The sequence below is a fragment of the Arthrobacter sp. GW822-FHT05G07 genome (assembly GCF_058799755.1).
In genome coordinates, this window is the sequence record NZ_JBXALT010000004.1 from 70,677 (window position 1) to 87,300 (window position 16,624).

The 16,624-nt window shown below is 61.5% G+C and carries 16 protein-coding genes and 1 pseudogene; 9 read left to right on the plus strand and 8 right to left on the minus strand.

All coding sequences use genetic code 11. From position 1 onward, the window contains the following. The first annotated feature begins 130 nt into the window (after window positions 1–130). On the plus strand, window positions 131–1,237 hold the full coding sequence (locus tag AC1RJY_RS07585) for a glycosyltransferase family 2 protein (RefSeq protein ID WP_011776071.1): 1,107 nt from the start codon (window positions 131–133) through the stop codon (window positions 1,235–1,237). Window positions 1,238–1,245: 8 nt separating this feature from the next. Beyond that, a complete protein-coding gene (locus AC1RJY_RS07590; protein ID WP_017200667.1) occupies window positions 1,246–1,419 on the plus strand; it encodes a hypothetical protein in 174 nt (57 codons plus the stop codon). 93 nt (window positions 1,420–1,512) lie between these two features. Here AC1RJY_RS07590 and AC1RJY_RS07595 read toward each other — a convergent pair whose 3' ends face one another. Continuing rightward, complete coding sequence (locus tag AC1RJY_RS07595; protein ID WP_498602023.1) at window positions 1,513–2,763, minus strand: hypothetical protein; 1,251 nt, start codon at window positions 2,761–2,763, stop codon at window positions 1,513–1,515. A 364-nt stretch (window positions 2,764–3,127) separates the two neighbouring features. Between AC1RJY_RS07595 and AC1RJY_RS07600 the strand changes: the two genes are divergently transcribed. From AC1RJY_RS07600 to AC1RJY_RS07610, 3 genes are all read left to right on the plus strand, one after another. Further along, entirely contained in the window at window positions 3,128–3,625 is a 498-nt protein-coding gene (locus AC1RJY_RS07600; RefSeq protein WP_043806326.1) for an NUDIX hydrolase, read from the plus strand. Window positions 3,626–3,954: 329 nt separating this feature from the next. Further along, entirely contained in the window at window positions 3,955–4,941 is a 987-nt protein-coding gene (locus AC1RJY_RS07605) for a DNA/RNA non-specific endonuclease (RefSeq protein ID WP_498602024.1), read from the plus strand. Window positions 4,942–5,360: 419 nt separating this feature from the next. Then, window positions 5,361–5,693 carry a hypothetical protein gene (locus tag AC1RJY_RS07610; RefSeq protein WP_498602025.1) on the plus strand — a complete coding sequence of 111 codons (333 nt, stop codon included), beginning with the start codon at window positions 5,361–5,363 and terminating at the stop codon, window positions 5,691–5,693. Window positions 5,694–6,118: 425 nt separating this feature from the next. Here AC1RJY_RS07610 and AC1RJY_RS07615 read toward each other — a convergent pair whose 3' ends face one another. The 3 genes from AC1RJY_RS07615 to AC1RJY_RS07625 are packed head-to-tail and all read right to left on the minus strand — an operon-like array spanning window position 6,119 to window position 7,593. Next, window positions 6,119–6,913, minus strand: a complete 795-nt coding sequence (locus AC1RJY_RS07615; RefSeq protein WP_498602026.1) for an alpha/beta fold hydrolase — start codon at window positions 6,911–6,913, stop codon at window positions 6,119–6,121. A gap of 54 nt (window positions 6,914–6,967) precedes the next feature. Next, window positions 6,968–7,159 carry a helix-turn-helix transcriptional regulator gene (locus tag AC1RJY_RS07620; protein ID WP_043470667.1) on the minus strand — a complete coding sequence of 64 codons (192 nt, stop codon included), beginning with the start codon at window positions 7,157–7,159 and terminating at the stop codon, window positions 6,968–6,970. Then, complete coding sequence (locus AC1RJY_RS07625) at window positions 7,156–7,593, minus strand: hypothetical protein (protein WP_498602027.1); 438 nt, start codon at window positions 7,591–7,593, stop codon at window positions 7,156–7,158. Before AC1RJY_RS07625 ends, AC1RJY_RS07620 begins: the two co-directional genes overlap by 4 nt. A gap of 64 nt (window positions 7,594–7,657) precedes the next feature. Here AC1RJY_RS07625 and AC1RJY_RS07630 point away from each other — a divergent pair, with 64 nt between their 5' ends. Together AC1RJY_RS07630 and AC1RJY_RS07635 are read left to right on the plus strand one after the other, a co-directional pair. Continuing rightward, window positions 7,658–8,230, plus strand: a complete 573-nt coding sequence (locus AC1RJY_RS07630) for an MOSC domain-containing protein (RefSeq protein WP_498602028.1) — start codon at window positions 7,658–7,660, stop codon at window positions 8,228–8,230. 70 nt (window positions 8,231–8,300) lie between these two features. Further along, window positions 8,301–8,999 carry a hypothetical protein gene (locus AC1RJY_RS07635; protein ID WP_498602029.1) on the plus strand — a complete coding sequence of 233 codons (699 nt, stop codon included), beginning with the start codon at window positions 8,301–8,303 and terminating at the stop codon, window positions 8,997–8,999. A gap of 118 nt (window positions 9,000–9,117) precedes the next feature. On the opposite strand, the pseudogene AC1RJY_RS07640 reads toward AC1RJY_RS07635, so the two are convergent. The 3 genes and pseudogenes from AC1RJY_RS07640 to AC1RJY_RS07650 all read right to left on the minus strand — a co-directional run bounded on the left by AC1RJY_RS07640 (window position 9,118) and on the right by AC1RJY_RS07650 (window position 13,576). Next, window positions 9,118–11,086: pseudogene (locus AC1RJY_RS07640) on the minus strand (ABC transporter ATP-binding protein). After that, window positions 11,083–12,816, minus strand: a complete 1,734-nt coding sequence (locus AC1RJY_RS07645) for an ABC transporter ATP-binding protein (protein ID WP_498602030.1) — start codon at window positions 12,814–12,816, stop codon at window positions 11,083–11,085. The pseudogene AC1RJY_RS07640 and the gene AC1RJY_RS07645 overlap by 4 nt, the downstream one beginning before the upstream one ends. Window positions 12,817–12,898: 82 nt before the next feature. Further along, on the minus strand, window positions 12,899–13,576 hold the full coding sequence (locus AC1RJY_RS07650) for an FMN-dependent NADH-azoreductase (protein WP_498602031.1): 678 nt from the start codon (window positions 13,574–13,576) through the stop codon (window positions 12,899–12,901). A 126-nt stretch (window positions 13,577–13,702) separates the two neighbouring features. Between AC1RJY_RS07650 and AC1RJY_RS07655 the strand changes: the two genes are divergently transcribed. Together AC1RJY_RS07655 and AC1RJY_RS07660 are read left to right on the plus strand one after the other, a co-directional pair. Next, window positions 13,703–14,119 (plus strand): winged helix-turn-helix transcriptional regulator, encoded by a 417-nt coding sequence (locus AC1RJY_RS07655; RefSeq protein WP_498602032.1) that lies wholly within the window; start codon window positions 13,703–13,705, stop codon window positions 14,117–14,119. A 43-nt stretch (window positions 14,120–14,162) separates the two neighbouring features. Then, window positions 14,163–14,999: an alpha/beta fold hydrolase gene (locus AC1RJY_RS07660; protein WP_011776086.1), complete on the plus strand. Its 837-nt coding sequence runs from the start codon at window positions 14,163–14,165 to the stop codon at window positions 14,997–14,999. Window positions 15,000–15,003: 4 nt separating this feature from the next. Here the strand turns inward: AC1RJY_RS07660 and AC1RJY_RS07665 are convergent, their stop codons facing one another. Further along, window positions 15,004–16,536 (minus strand): CYTH and CHAD domain-containing protein, encoded by a 1,533-nt coding sequence (locus tag AC1RJY_RS07665; protein ID WP_498602033.1) that lies wholly within the window; start codon window positions 16,534–16,536, stop codon window positions 15,004–15,006. Window positions 16,537–16,624: the final 88 nt, after the last annotated feature.

Sequence of the window (16,624 nt, forward strand, 5' to 3'; positions counted from 1 at the left end):
ATTCGTGACGCCTTATGGAAAGTCCTGAGCAAACCTTGAGTTTTCCTTGACGGTTTCCCTCCCCTGATCTTGCGTTCGCGTTGGAACTCTTAGTGAGTCAACGCGTCAACGCACGAACGGAGGGATCACAATGCTCACGGAAATCACGGCTGCCAGGCCGCGACGATCCCACCGCGCGGCAGGCGGGGTGGTCACCGTCCTGGTTCCGGCACACAATGAGTCTGCCGGCATCACCGAGACGCTGCTCTCCTTGAAAAACCAGACTCATCGCCCGGACCGTGTGATCGTGGTGGCAGATAACTGCACCGATGACACCGAAGAGCTTGCCCTCGCCCAAGGCGCCGAAGTTATGCGCACCGTGGGAAACAAGGACAAGAAAGCCGGTGCCCTGAACTTCGCCCTCAGCGAGCTCCTCCCTGATGCCGACCCAGAGGACTTGGTCCTGGTCCAAGACGCCGACTCGCAACTTGCCCTCGACTTCATCGAAAACGCCACCAAGAACCTGCTGGCTGACGAACTGCTCGGCGCTGTTGGCGGAGTGTTCAGCGGTGGTCCGGGAGGCGGCTTTGTGGGCCACCTGCAGCGCAACGAATACGCCCGCTACGCACGGGATGTGAAGCGACTTCACGGCAAGTGCCTGGTAGTCACCGGCACGGCGGCCCTTTTCCGCGTCAAGACTTTGCGGGACGTCGTGGCCGCCCGGTTGAAGGGCGAGCTCCCTCCCGGAAACGGCAACGGCGGCGTCTATGACACCTCGGTGCTGACCGAGGACAACGAACTCTCTTTTGCCCTGTTGACCCTGGGCTACCGCATCGCGTCTCCATCCAACTGCACACTGGTCACGGAAGTCATGCCCACCTGGCGTGAATTGTGGTCACAGCGGCTGCGTTGGAAGCGCGGCGCGGTGGAGAACTGCGTGCAATACGGATGGACCAAGGTAACCAGGCCTTACTGGGGACGCCAGTTTCTTTCCATGATCGGCGTCCTCGTGACACTGGCCTACTTCGGTTCCCTCCTGTTCGCGTTGATTTCCGGTATGGGCCTGAACCTTCAACCCTTCTGGATTACCGTCACCGGCATTTTCATCCTGGAACGCATAGTTACTGTGCGTTTCCGGGGCTGGAGGTACATGCTCCTGGCCGCAACCATGTACGAAACCGTCATCGATATCTTCCTCCAGGCTGTCCACGCCAAGGCGTACCTGGATGCAGCACTCAACAGAAAGAAAGTTTGGTAAACCGACTCATGTACAACAACCCCGTAGCCCCAGTGTCAGGGGCAGTAGCAGCCGGGATGGGCTCAGGAACGCTTGCATTGACTGGAGCCGGAGACCTCTTCTGGTTCGCGCTGGCTGCCTTTGCCATGCTGGCTCTCGGACTTGCCGTTAAGAGGATCGTTCCGGTCCGGGCACAAAAGTAGGCACGGAAAAACCAGATGAGGCAACGAACCCGCAGTTGTGTCGCTACCTCCAGCGCGACACAATTGCGGGTTTGTTGTATTCGCCGTACTGGCCTACTGCACCAAGGCCGTGCTGGCCGAGAACTTGACCACCGTTGTGTAGCCGGCTTTGGTGCCGGTAACCCGCACGCTCATTGCGTCAGCCTGGTCAGCACTCACCAGCTTGTAGGAACGGGCCGTGGCCCCGGGGATTGCCACACCCGAGCGAAGCCACTGATACGTCAAGGTGGACCCGGATGTCCATGTACCAGGATTGGCCGTAAGCGTTGATCCCACTGTCGGCGTTCCCGTGATAATCGGGGTGGGCGCTACCAAAGTCCCGGCTACTACTGTCGCTGTGGGAGCAGACTCCCTGACGGCAGTTGCGTATCCGGCCTTGGTTCCCGTGACGCGGACCGTCAGGCTGGTGCCCTGATCCGCGGCGGCAAGGACCCTGGTGGCGCTGGTTGCACCGACAATTGCCGTGCCGTTCCGGAACCACTGATAGCCCAGGGCGGTGCCGGTGGTCCAGGTTCCCGGCGCGGCGGTCAACGTTGAGCCGACGGCTGCCGTGCCTGAGATGGTGGGTGTTGGTGCTGTGAGCTGACCCTGGTTGGCGGGAACAAAGGAGAAGTCCCGGATGGTGACTGTTTCAGGAGCCACGTGTGCGGCATCTCCGCCTCCACCGCCGGTTACCCAGAGATTGAAGTGAATTTGTTCCTTAGCGGGAAGCGGGACCGTGGAACCCTCCAAAACGGTTCTCTTGAGCAATGTGCCGTCGTAGCCTTCCCCCGCAAACGTCTCATAGGTCAGCTTGCCCGGTTCCCAGACCATCCTGTGGGTGAGAATCGGGGCATTGGTGACGTCAAAAGTGACGGTGTTGTTTCCCTGCCCAGGCGGCAGTGTGGCGTCAAACCAATACCCATGCCCTTGGGTCACAGGCCAGTCTTCGCCGTAGGCTGCGCCCCCACCCCAGGCAGAGGCTTCACAAAGGTCAATTTCCGTATAGCCCGGCTCCGCGTTGGGGTCGTAGGTGAACAGGCAGCCCCACACCACTTCCTTCTGAAGGGAGCTGACATCCTTTTCCACCGTGGTGCTGTAAGTGCCATACCCGAAACCTTCACGCGTGGACTGGAACTCCGCACCCTTCGGCGCCGACCCCGTGGGGTTGCTGATGGAAAGTTTGACATACCCGTTGGCGTCCGGATTACTCACATTGTTGGCATCCCAGCTCGCGTTATACATGGGCGCCCCGCCCCAAAAGCGCTTTTGCCAGTTGAACCCTTTCCACGCGAAGCTACCCACCGGGCCAGGGTCCTCAGCCATGGGCGTGGTGTCCGCCGCATGCGATGGGCCTATTCCTGTGAACATCGATAAACCGACCGCGACGACCACGGCCAACCCCATTGCTTTTCTTCCCCCATGTGGAAGGAGCCTCACTGAAAATGCCATAGCTGTTTCCTCCTGCTGATGCGCCCAGAACCGTCACCGGCTGTTACCGGTGACCGCAACCACGTTCCACCCCCGAGGAACGCCTGTCCTCGATTATCAAGTAGCAAGGGCCCTGTCGGAAGCAAAACGACCAAGCAGAATCATTTATGCGACATCAATTGGATAACGGCACCCACTCCACGAGTAGCCTTGACGTGACCGAGAATTTTGCGGGCATCACCAAAACCCGGGAGGGCACATCAGCATTCGCAGCGCCGGCATCCTCCTTCACCGACGAAACACGGCCGGGAAATTGGAGCTATGGATAGCCCACATGGGCGGACCCTTCTGGGCCCGCAAAGATGACCACGCCTGGTCGATTCCCAAGGGAGAATTCCCCGAAGACGAGGACGCTTTGGCGGCTGCGAAACGGGAATTTACCGAAGAAATCGGCACCCCACCGCCGACGGCCAGTTACGAATTATTAGGTGTTTTCCGGCAGCCCTCCGGCAAACTCATCACTGCGTTCGCGGCCGAAGCCAGCGACTTCCAACCCCAGCAAATTGTCAGCAACACCTTTCCCATGGAATGGCCCAAGGGCTCCGGTGCCGTTAAGGACTTCCCTGAGATCGACGACGCCCGATGGGTTGAGGAAACCGTGGCCCGGACCAAGCTCGTCAAAGGGCAGCTGCCCATTGTGGACGCATTGGTCCGGCACCTTGGTGAGATGGACAACGACGGCGGCACGCAGGACTGAAGCGACGCCCACCTCGGCCGCGGGCTCCTTCAAGAATCGGCCACCCGTCGTCGTCGGCTGCCACTATGTGCCCCCGTCCATGGCTAATTTTTGTGCTCATTTCAACCCGCCCCGTTCAACACCTAGACAGTTCCATTCAGGACTAGGGGTTGGTGTTTTCACCACCTAATTTGGCGCGAATGGGACTAGGGGTGGGCTTTTGGAGCACCTAGAGCCCGTTTTCCGTGGTTATCGTTTGGCCCGACCGAGCACTTCGATTGGGGAGAATCCATGGCTGGCATTGACCGGTCCGCCCGAACGTCCGCGGACCTAACCACATACGCCGTCCTATGAGCGCGGATTTCGCAGATGTCTGTGCTGCCGGTCCGGGCGCGTCCGGGATCAGTGTTGATGGGCTCCCGCCGCTGCCGGACCCCGACGCCCTCGAGACCCACGCGCGGGCGCTGGCAGTCTCCGGGAACGACGTCCATTCCGGGGTCAACGACGCCGCCAGGACCTGGGCAGGTCTTTCCGGGGCGTACGAGGCCCCCGAAGCCGGGCAGGTCCTGGCCGGGTTCAATCCCGTGTTCGCCCGCTCCCAGGACCTGGCCAACCTGACCAGTAACGCCGCCTCGGTCCTGGCCGCGTACGCGGACCGTGCCAGGGAACTGAAACAACGCATCAACACCCTCCGCGCCGACGTCCGGGCCCTGGACGAGCTCATCGGCGGCAACGATGACTGGCATGCAAACCTGTCCATCGTGGACCGGCACCGCGAGACCATGGACAAAGCCAGCGCCCTGGCCCAAGCGATCCTCGACTCCGACGCCACCTGCGCCACGGAACTGGCCGCCCTCACCGGCGGGCAACGCTACAGTGCCCCTGCCATCCCGAGAGCGACCCTGAACGGCAAGCGGATGCCCAACGTCACCTACAACGTGGTCGTGAAAACTGACGGCGGCCTGGAGAACCACTTCACGATCATCACCGATGACTTCGCCAAGCCCAAGAGCGTCGAAGCACACATCACCGGACTACTCAAAGGCGACATCAACCGCAGCGCGTGGCAACAAATACTCGCCGGCCGCCGTGTCGGCGGATTCGGCCACGACGGCGGCAACCTCATCGCGTCCCTCTTCGCAGGGCCAGGCGAAGGCGCCAACCTCCTGGCCCAACTCATGTTCCAAAACAGAGGCCACGGAACCCCCAACGTATCCGCCAACACCCTGGCGTTCTTCCAACTCGAAAGAGACCTCATGACCAAGGCCCTCCACCGCGTCGACACAGGACAACCCCTAGGCTTACACCTAAAGGTAGAAGCCATCCCAGGACCATAACCCGGGCTGCCCAGTGGGCTCAAAGTATCCCATGTTTTTGATAAGGACTTGATGCAAGATGATTTTTTCCCGAATCTTGAGTCCCCGAAATAGAGAGGCTCTTGATGCAGGATTCCGTGGTTGATAGCCCCCTTATTCGGCAGGGACTAGGCCGCCTTCAAGAGCACACTTTCTCCAAGGCCGGACTAGGCTTTGGCGCTCAGGAAGTCATAAGCACCTCGCTGATGTTTCACGATACGTCGAGGCGCTACGTCGATGTTTGCCGCGACGGTCAGTGGGGTGGCCGAGACTGGAAAACCGATTTCTCATCTGAACTGCTTGACTACTGGCTGATGGAAGTCAGACGGGAACTATATGTTCCTGGAGCCGGCGCTTGGAAAACCTTCAGGGTGTTTCTTTCCCCGTCCGACAAAGGGCGCGTGGAGGCATTCGATTATGAGATTCTGACTCGCGGCATATTCGGTGATCCGAAGAATTCCAACAGCGCAGCATCAGGGCAGGCCGTCAAGATGGATCTTCTGACCTTCCCCCGGACACTGGACAACATTCAGGGATGGATGTGGACTGCGCTACGGACGGATGCTCTGGCGCCCCCGGTGTACAACTCTCAATTGAATACCGTCGAGTGGGACAACAAACGCCTTCCCGTCACCGAAAACGGCACCGACTTCTCCGTCGAACCGGAGATCATTGACCCATCCAAGGAACCGGGTGTCTTCGCAAAGATCGGCCGAAAGCTCTTCGGCGGGTAAGAAGGAACACGCCGAACGACCTGCAGTACCACCGCACCTGGAGCAGCCGCGATCCAAGCTTTGGGAAGAAGCGGAGCTGCGTCCGCCGTCGTCGGGCTCCATAGTCCACTGGACTGCTCAAAGGCGACATGAACCGCAGCGCGTTGCAACAAATACTCGCCGGCCGCCGTGCCGGCGGTCGCGGCTACGACGGCGGCCACCGCCTTGCCTCCCTCTTCGCAGGACCAGGCGAAGGCGCCAACACTCTGGCCTTCTACCAACTCGAAAGAGAGCTGATGGGCAAGGCCCTCCACCGCGTCGGAACCGGACAATCTGGGCTGCCGGACAGCGCCGAAGTTACGGACGGCTTCGATTTGGAGACGCCAGTGACACGCGAGTTTTCGAACCTGATGCCCGATCCGACAGCCACCTTTCGAATGCAGGACTCACGGACGCAATCCCCTAGCGTTCTTCCTCGCGATGAACTGCCGGATCCACTCGACCGTCTCCGGGTGGTCCAAGTGAAGGCCGTGCCCTGCACCGGGAACCCTCACCAGGACGGAGCGTGGGATGTGCTCGCGAAGAAGCAGGGCATTGGGCAAGGGCGTGAGCGCGTCCTCAGTTCCATGGAGTATGAGCGTGGGTGCTTGGATTTCGCTGAGCCGACTCCAAGCATCGTGCTCGCGACTGGCCGTGAAATGGCGCGCTTTGGCCCAAGCCGAAGCATGGGAGTTGAAGAACGTATGCGTCGCTGCGGGATTGTTCATGACCCACTCCGCATCGAAGAAGAGCGGCTCCAGACGCGACATATCTCCACTGGTCAAGGCTTCCAGGGCCGCCTTATCCGGAAGGGTTCCAGCGTCGGGCCACTTTCCACCGCTCGTTGCGGCAAGAACCAGAGTGCGGACTTTTTGCGGATGATCGATGGCCAGCCATTGGGCAATCCGCCCTCCCATCGAGTGGCCGTACACGTGTGCTAAATCCACACCCGCGGCGTCAAGGACAGCAACAGCATCTTGGGCGAGAAGCCGCGTCGTGTAGCGCTCGGCGTCACCCTTCCCGCTCCGACCAATCCCCCGGTGGTCGAAGCGGATGACGCGGTAAGAGCGGGACAGAAGTTCCGCCGTCGGGCCCCAACCGTCCATGGACGTGGCCTGTCCGGCGATCAGGAGCATTGGTTCGCCCTCGCCTTCAGACGTCCAGGCGAGTTCAGCGCCGTCGGCGGCCTCCGCAAAGTTCACCGTGCCACAGTATCCGGGCCGCCCTCAAAGCGCTGCGGCGCAGGACACAGTGTGTCAATCAGCAGTGAAAATGTCCTCTATGGCGCAGTCGAAGGTGCGCGCAATGAGGAACGCCAACGGCAGCGAGGGATCGAACTTCTCACGTTCGATGGAAATCACCGTCTGCCGGGACACTCCGAGCGCGGCAGCCAAGTCAGCCTGCGTCCAGTTGCGTCCGGCCCGGCGCTCGGCGAGGTTGTTCTTCACTTCAGAGCCCGGTGGCGGATTACGAGGTAACGCACCCCGGCGTCCACCGCGCTCAAGCCAACGACAGCCAGGAGGACCGGCGTCGCATCCACGGTGATGCGTCCGATGACCAGCACCAGGACAGCAACCAGCACGGCGACCAGAATATCCAGGAACGCACCCGCTGCGGCTTGGCGCATCCACTGCAACTCAACACTCTGCTCGCCATGCATATCACGCGTGACCGTGTGGTTCGACACGAAGACCTTGGCTCCCAGTGACATAGCCGGGTAGGCGGCACAAAGGGCTCCAATCCCCGCAGCGAGCCAGAAGTCATCCGGATTTGATGCACCCACCAGGACAGAGATGGCGATTGTGAGGATGGCGCCGAGGATGATTGCCAAGACGTAGTGATGGAAAGGCGCCCGCCTGGATGTAAAGGAAGCTTTACTCATCTTGAAAGTAAAGCACCCTTTACATCCAGAGGCAATGGTTGCGCATCGGGGCTAGCGTTGAGGGATGACCGCTGACTACAGGTACGACGTCGAGGTGCTGCACCTTTTGGTGTCGCCGGCCCACGCCTACTTTGGCCGTGCCCGGGAAGGCGCGGCGGAGGTCCCCACCACCGACGCGGACCACGCGGAACTGGTTGCGGGCAAAGGCATTGTTGGCGACAGGTTCTTCGGCAAGGCCGCACACATGGACGCTGCCGTGACGTTGTTCGCGGTGGAGGCTCTTGAGTCCATCGCAGCTGAGCTCGGAGCCGGACCGTTTGATCCCCTCCTCACCCGTAGAAACGTGGTGCTGCGAGGAGTTGAGTTGGCCCCGTTGCTTGGCCATGAGTTCACGCTTGAGTCCGGCGGAGACACGGTTCGGCTTAAGGCCGGGCGACCTGCCCACCCCTGCGCCTGGATGGATGAAATGCTCGCCCCCGGCGCTCACAAGGCCATGCGCGGGCGTGGTGGTGTCCGGTGCCAGGTGATCGCGGGCGGCTTGCTGCACCGAGGCCCCGCAGTACTGGTCAGCCCCGTGCCGCTCGACCCGACTAAGGCCGGGGACGCGAACGTGCTGAGGCCATCGAGGTTGCCATAAGGACCTCCACCCCGCGTCCGCGAAGGTCAGCACCCTGTCATTCGATGGCCTCCCCGCATAGGGTGATCAGGTGGATACCGTCAGCAGCAAAGTACAAGCCTTGGCCGGATCCGCGTTCGCTGCGCTCTTCCGGGCCATAAAAGTTGTGCGTCCGCATAGGCCGATCCACCCAAAGGGCATCCGGCTGGTGGGAACCTTGGAAAGGGACGCCGGTCCGCGGGAGCCGTCGGGAATCCCTTGGCTGGACACTGCGGGGAGCAACGTGGTGGACGCGCGGCTCTCGCGCTCCATCGGTTTGCCGGACGCCTTCCCTGACATCATCGGATTGGCCGTGCGCTTCACTGAGCAGGACAAACTGTCCGACATGCTCCTTGCCACCACCGGCCCGACAGGTCTTGGCCGGTTCATCCTCCGGCTGAGGCGGGATGCAGCGTCTGCGGTTTTCTCCAGCATGATGCCGTACAAGTCTGACGACGGCCCCGTATTGATAGCAGCAAGGACCATCGGCGGACCCGCTAAGCTGCCCGTGGAACCGAGTGCTTTCCGGTCACTTCTGGGTGATGAGACGTGGATCCTTGAACTCCATCACGGCAGCCCACTGGGTCCATGGAACAGGTTCGGCACTCTAACCCTCAGCCTCGCCGACCATGCCGAAGATACCCCCGAGCGATTTGATCCGGTCCTCAATCTGCTTCCAACAGCAGGAACGTACGGCTGGACGAGGCGACTGCGCGAACCTTCCTACGCGTTGGCCCGCCGACGGGATTAGACGCGTGGCTTCCAGCCCTTCTTTGAGCCATCAGTACCTCAAAATCAACCTACGGCAGTTGTAGACCGACCCGCCGGCGTCGAAAGATGGGCCAGAAGCGTACGCCGCGGGCCGCGCCTCACACCTCGGATACCGGCGCCGCGAACTGCGCCTCGTACAGCCGGGAGTACGCCCCACCCGAGGCCAGCAACTCCGAGTGCGTCCCCTGCTCCACGATCTGCCCGGCTTCCATCACCAGGATGAGGTGGGCGTCCCGAATGGTTGAGAGGCGGTGGGCGATCACGAAGCTCGTCCGGTCAGACCTCAACGCGTTCATGGCTTTCTGCACCAACACCTCAGTCCGGGTATCCACCGAGCTTGTGGCCTCGTCCAGGATCAGCACCGATGGGCGGGACAGGAAGGCCCTGGCAATGGTGAGCAGTTGCTTCTCCCCGGCTGAGTACGTTTCCGCCTTCGTCGTCGAGCAAGGTGTCGTATCCCTCGGGCAAGGACCGAACAAACCTGTCCACATACGTCGCCTGCGCGGCTTCCATGATTTCCGCTTCGGAAGCGGTTGGCCGTCCATAGGCAATGTTGTCGCGGATCGTCCCGCCGAACAGCCAGGTGTCTTGGAGGACCATCCCCATCCGCGAGCGCAGCTCCTGCCGCGAGAGGGACGCGATATCCACGCCGTCCAGGGTTATGCGCCCGGAGTCCAGCTCGTAGAAACGCATCATGAGGTTCACCAACGTGGTTTTTCCCGCTCCTGTCGGCCCAACAATCGCGATGCTCTGACCCGGCTCGGCAACCAAACTGAGGTCTGTGATCAGCGGCTTGTCCGGGGAGTACCGGAAGGACACGTTCTCGAACACGAGCCGCCCGCGCGAAGGACCAGCACCGGAAGGCTCAGGTTCGGCCGACTCTTCCTCCTCATCCAGCAGATCGAACACACGCTCGGCCGAGGCCACCCCGGACTGCAGCATGTTCGCCATGGAGCCGAGCTGCGCCAAGGGCATGGTGAACTGCCGTGAGTACTGGATGAAAGCCTGGACATCGCCCAACTGCATGGAACCGGAGGCCACCTGCAGACCGCCCACCACGGCAATTCCCACATAAACCAGGTTCCCGATGAAGGTCATGGCCGGCATGATCAGGCCGCTCACGAACTGCGCCCCGAAGCTCGCCTGATACAGCTCCGAGTTCTTGAGACGGAATTTCTCCTGCACCTCGTTCTGCCGTCCGAAGACCTTCACCAACGCATGCCCGGTGTAGGTTTCCTCGATCTGGCCGTTGAGTTCGCCGGTGTTCTTCCACTGCGCCACGAACAGCTTCTGCGAGCGTTTTGCGATCAGCAGCGTGGTCCCCAGCGTCAACGGAATAGTTACTAAGGCAATCAGTGCCAGCAGCGGCGAGAGCAGGAACATCATCACCAACACACCCACCACGGTCAGCAGGGACGAGACCACTTGGCTGATGGATTGCTGCAGGCTTTGGGAGATGTTGTCTACATCGTTGGTCACCCTGCTCAGCAGCTCGCCGCGCTGGATGGAGTCGAAATAGCGCAGGGGCAGCCGGTGGATTTTCGCTTCTATCCGCTCACGGAGGCGGTACACGGTCCGTTGAACGACGCCGTTGAGCACGTACGCCTGCATCCAGCCGAACGCTGAGGCCAGGACATACAGTGCCAATGCCCACAGCAGCACCGAGGCCAACGCACCGAAGTCGATTCCGACGCCGGGCGTGAGTGCCATGGCGCTCAGCATGTCGGCTTTGCTGTCCTCACCTGAGGCGCGCAGCCCTGCGATCACGTCGGCTTTGGAGGCACCAGCGGGGAGCTGTTTGGAGACGACTCCGGCGAAGATCAGGTTGGTGCCTTCACCCAGCAGCCGGGGTCCGATCACGGACAAAGCAACACTGACCACGGCGAAAACCAGCACCAGGATCAGCCAGAATCGTTCAGGCCGCAGCGTTCCCAACAAACGGCGGGCGGAGGCACTGAAGTTCGAGGCCTTCTCGGCCGGGATGTTCATACCGGCGAAAGGACCACCCCTGCCCGGCCCCATGGCCGGCCGCTGGGGACCGCGGGGGCCAGCTGACACAGAACTCATGCCGCCTCCTCCGCCGCGAGTTGGGAGGACACGATTTCCCTGTACGTTTCGGAAGTCTCCAGCAACTCGTCGTGCGTTCCGCGCCCAACGATCCTGCCGTCGTCGAGCACCAAGATCTGGTCAGCATCCGCAATGCTGGAGACCCGCTGCGCCACGATCACCAGCGTGGCTCCGTTAATGTGGCGTTTGAGGGCCTGCCGGAGCCGGGCATCAGTGGCGGTGTCCAAGGATGAGAAGGAGTCGTCAAAGATGTAGAGCTCAGGCTGCTTCACCAGGGCACGGGCGATCGCGAGCCGTTGCCGCTGGCCGCCGGACACGTTGGTGCCGCCCTGCGAAATGACGGCGTCCAGGCCGCGGTCCATTTCCTCAACAAAGTCCCGGGCCTGGGCCACAGCGAGCGCCTGCCACAATTCATCCTCAGTGGCGTCGGGTTTGCCGTAGTGAAGGTTGCTGCGGACCGTCCCGGAGAACAGGTAGGGCCGTTGCGGCACCAGCCCGATGTGCCCCCACAGCAGGTCCGGGTGCAGCTCTCGGACGTCCACGCCGTCCATTCGTACGGATCCGGAGGTGGCGTCGAACAGCCGCGGCATGAGGTTCACCAAAGTGGTCTTGCCCGCGCCGGTGCTGCCGATGATCGCGGTGGTCTCGCCCGCCCGGGCGGTGAACGAAAGCCCGCTCAGCACCGGCTGTTCGGCACCCGGGTAGGCGAATCCGACGTCGCGCATTTCCAGTTCGCCGCGGCGGATGCCGCCCGTGACAGGGTTCGACGGCGGCTGGACACTTGAGTCTGTTTCCAGCACCTCGCCGATGCGGTCGGCGGAAACGGACGCGCGCGGGATCATCACGGCCATGAACGTTGCCATCATGACGGACATGAGGATCTGCATCAGGTAGCTCAGGAACGCGATCAACGTGCCCACCTGCATGGAGCCGTCCTCGATCCTGAAGGACCCGAACCAGATCACCGCCACGCTGGAAACATTCATGACCAGCATGACCGCAGGGAACATGAGCGCCATCAAACGGCCGGCCCGGAGCGCAACGTCAGTGACGTCGTCGTTCGCTTTGCCGAACCGTGTGGCTTCCATATCCTCCCGGACGAAGGCCCGCACCACCCGGATGCCGGTGAGCTGCTCGCGGAGGACCCTGTTGACGGCGTCGATCCGGACCTGCATCTTCCGGAACAGCGGCACCATCCGCGTGACGATCAGCCCGACAGCCACAAGCAACACCGGCACGCACACTGCGATCAGCCACGATAACTGCGCGTCCTGCCGCACCGCCATGATCACGCCGCCGATGCTCAGCATGGGCGCCGCGACCATGAGCGTACAGGACATGAGCACCAGTTGCTGTACCTGTTGGACGTCGTTGGTGGATCGGGTAATCAAGGACGGCGCCCCGAATCTGGTGACCTCCTGCTCCGAGAATTCCCCCACCCTGCTGAAGATGGCATCCCGGAGGTCACGGCCCATCCCCATGGCAGCCTTCGCACCGAAATACACGGCAACCACGGCACAGGCGATCTGCAGCAAGGTAATGAGCAGCATGAGTCCGCCCATGCGCAGGATGTAGTCGGTATCACCGGTGGCGACGCCGTTGTCGATGATGTCCGCGTTCAGCGTCGGCAGGTACAGGGACGCGATGGACTGCGCCAACTGAAAGATGACGACGGCGATCAGCAGCCGCTGATGCGGCCGCAGGAACCGAACAAGAACCTTCCACAGCATGGGATCTCCGAGCCAGCCGATGTGAACCGAAGGCCAGTTTACGTCTGGTTGCTGCGGGCAACTAGAGGAAGTTCTCGCTGATTTAGTCTGTGGCGAACTGCAACCGCCCCACAGCCTGGAGCTTCCCCGCGAACAGCAGTGCGGCGTCGCTGAGTTCATTCTCGGCAAGAATGCGAGTGCCTTCGACGTCCGCGTTGAGCACTGTCGGGGCGAAGCGGACGTGCGTAGCGTCCTCGATGCCCACAAAGTTCAACCAGTCAGCAACGTAGCTGCTGCTGAAGTCGGAGCCGAAAGCTGCCGGAACCCCCGGGGCATAAACACCGCTCGTGTGGATGGCGACGGTCTGCTTGCCTTCCATGAGTCCGCTATAGCCCCTTTCGGGGTCGAACCCGAAGCTCCAGCCGGGCTGGGTGATGATGTCGATCCACTGCTTCAGCACGTAGGGCACGCCCGAGTTCCACATGGGAATGTTGAAGACATAAGCGTCTGCGGCTGCGAATTGGTCAAAGACTGCGCGGGCGGCTTCCCAGGCCGCAACCTGTTCCGGTGTCTGGTCCTGACCTGTGAAGACAGCCATTTTCGCCGCGGCCGCGGTCCGGCCGAAAGCCGGCAACGCGCCGTCGTCCAACAGGTTCACCGTCTCCACCTCGAAGGTCTCCGAGGCAGCAGCCTGAACGGAGTCGATGAAGTGGCGGGCGAGCCGCAGAGAATCGCTGTTCGCGTAACGGGGCGAAGCGTTGATGTGGAGGATGGAGGGCATGGTGTTCCTTTCGAATCGGGGGAAGCTTTTACCCCCGATTCGATCCTCACCCGAGTACGTCGTACAGCGTAAGAACGCACTTTATTGTGCCCAAGGCACCTCAAAGTACCTGCAATGATGAGGAGCATGACACTCACAGCTGATCAGACACGGCGCAGAGCACAGCACCACTACAACGCCTCCTTGGAGCTCTGCCCTGCACGCCAACTGCTGGAAGCCATCAGCAGCAAATGGGTGACGTTGGTGATGCTCGCCTTGGAGGAAGGGCCGCAGCGGCACAGTGGACTGCGCCGGCGCATTCCGGGAGCCAGTCAGAAAATGCTGACTTCCACGCTCCGCTCGCTGGAGTGGGACGGACTGATTCACCGTGAAGTCACTGCATCTGTTCCGGTGCGGACGGACTATGAGCTCACACCCCTTGGCCGGTCCCTGCTCCCGATCATTTTCGACATGAAGGAGTGGGCTGAGGACAACATGGATGCCGTGGCTGCGTCCCGCCAACACCAGGACAGGGACCGCGCCAGCGTCACCCCCGGACAGTAGGCTGGAAACGTTCGTGTTGAACCGCATCGAAGGGACTTGAGTTTTGGCTTACATCACCGTCGGAAACGAAAACAGCACTGAGATTGAGCTTTACTACGAAGACCATGGGACCGGCCAGGCAGTGGTCCTGATCCACGGCTATCCGTTGGACGGTTCCTCCTGGGAGAAGCAGACTGCAGCACTGCTCGACGCCGGCTACCGCGTCGTCACGTACGACCGCCGCGGGTTCGGCAAGTCCAGCCAACCGACTGAAGGCTACGATTACGACACCTTCGCCGCTGACCTGAAGACCGTGCTGGATACCCTGGACCTGAACGACGCCGTGTTGGTGGGCTTCTCCATGGGTACCGGCGAGGTTGCGCGCTACATCAGCACGTATGGCTCGGCCCGCGTTGCCAAGGCTGTGTTCCTTGGTTCGCTGGAGCCGTTCCTCCTGAAGACCGACGACAACCCGGACGGTGTTCCCCAGGAGGTCTTCGATGGCCTTTCGGCCGCCGTCACAGCAGACCGCTATGCCTTCTTCACCGATTTCTTCAAGAACTTCTACAACAGCGATACCTTCCTTGGCACCGCACGCCTCAGCCAGGAATCCGTGGATGCAAGCTGGAACATCGCCAGCAAGTCGGGGGCCTTCGCATCAGTGGCCGCCCAGCCCACCTGGCTCACGGACTTCCGCGCAGACATCCCCAAGATCGATGTCCCGGCCTTGATCGTCCACGGCACGGCGGACAACATCCTGCCGATCGACGTCACGGGCCGACGATTCAAGGACGCCCTGCCTAGCGCCGAGTACCTGGAAATCGAGGGCGCACCGCACGGGCTGCTCTGGACGCACGGGGCCGAAATCAACGACGCCCTGCTGGCGTTCCTCAAGAAGTAAAGCCCTAGGAGTTTTTGAGGCGTAGCTTCCGAGCCTTCTTGCCTTTCTTCAGGTACTCCTGCTGCTGCGCGTCGGCGGTGGTGCGCTCCATCGCGTGGAGCACGCCATATGTGAAAGCACCGCTGCCGACGTCCGGCACCGATCCGAGCTTCAGCAGCTCCGCCCGCGCCATCACGCTGTCCTGGTGGTCGCCAAGGATCGACTGAACCCTATGCGCCGCACTCCCCAGCTTCACGGCACGCTTGCCGTGAATGCTCTCCACGGCCGCCGCGGCGAAGCGCAGCTTCTTGGCGGCCTTCCGGACTTCATGGAACGCCTTATCGCGTTGAGGCCCGACGGCGGCACTCACCGCTTCGTCGTGCCGTTTGCGGAGCCTTTTGCCGGCTTTGTTAACGAGCTTTGCCGTGGTCTCCTTGGCCGGCCCGGAACCCTTGGACGTAGAGGGTGGAACGTCGATGAAAGCTTCCAGATCGTCCAGTAATGTGAAATAGCGGGGGCTGTTCAGCCGGTTCCTGATGGCGGACATCGCAGTTTCGGCCCTCAGAGCCATGCGCTCTTCCAGTTCATTGTGGAGCTGACCCAGGACGAGCTTCCCCGGCAATTCATCAAGGCTGTTCTTCAAGCGTTCGTGCAAGACTTCCACATCGCGATACCGGCCAAGGGTCTTTGCAAGCGATTTCAGCTCCCCCTCCAAGTCCTTCACCGGTGCCTGCTCGAACAGCGCGCTGTAACCATGCAGCACTGCACGGATGCGGCGGATTTGGGAGCGCATTTGGTGGACTGAGTCGTCCCGGGCAAGGCGGACGTGGGAGTCCTGAAGGAGCAGATCGGCAACTTGTTCGTCCAGATAATTGAGCACCGGGATCACGGCTGGACCGTTTCCGCTGGGCTCTTCACGGTCTGTTCGCTTCGAAGCGGGCCACGAGTCGCCCAGTGCTGTGGCCAGTTTGGAGGTGCGCTCGCTCGGCTTTGCTCCGGCGTCGGAAAGTTGCTGTGTCAGGGTGCTCAGCAAGGTATCGTCACCGTCGCCGGTTTCGTCCGGTGCCAGCTCCACCTCCCACTCCCTCCATTCCAGCTGACGAGGTTCACCGATTACGGACTGGGCTTGGACCGAGTCGTCCACGAAGTCGGCCATCCGGTGGCCATCGTTGCCATACAAGGAGTAGCTGGTACGTTCCGTGGTCAGTGTTGCAACTGCAGCCACTGCGTGACCCCGGGTGTAGGCAATGATGCGGTCCATGAGTTCTACCGGGACAGTATCGGCTCTGCCCAACGGTGCTTGGATTTCCGTTCGCTTTCCCGCACTGTGCGGGAGCTTCAGGTGCCAGCCGGCGTCCGGCCCACCCGTGCGGCGTCGCAGTGTGATTCCCCGGGAAGCAAGGGCCAGGTGACGCGTGTCAAAGTAGATGGCTTCCAGGCTGTGGGTTGCGGGTTCACCCACGCGCCCTACCCCGTCGATCGCTTTCAGGTCAGGCAGCGGCGTGGACGCTTCGGCGTCGAATTTCTGCTCAACTTCCATATTGCTGGACGTTGCCATGACTGCCAGAACTCCCTCTGCCGTTGATTTTCCTTATGCCACGAGGGCCGGCCCGTTGTGATGGCCGGCCCTCGTTGGAGCTACTTTT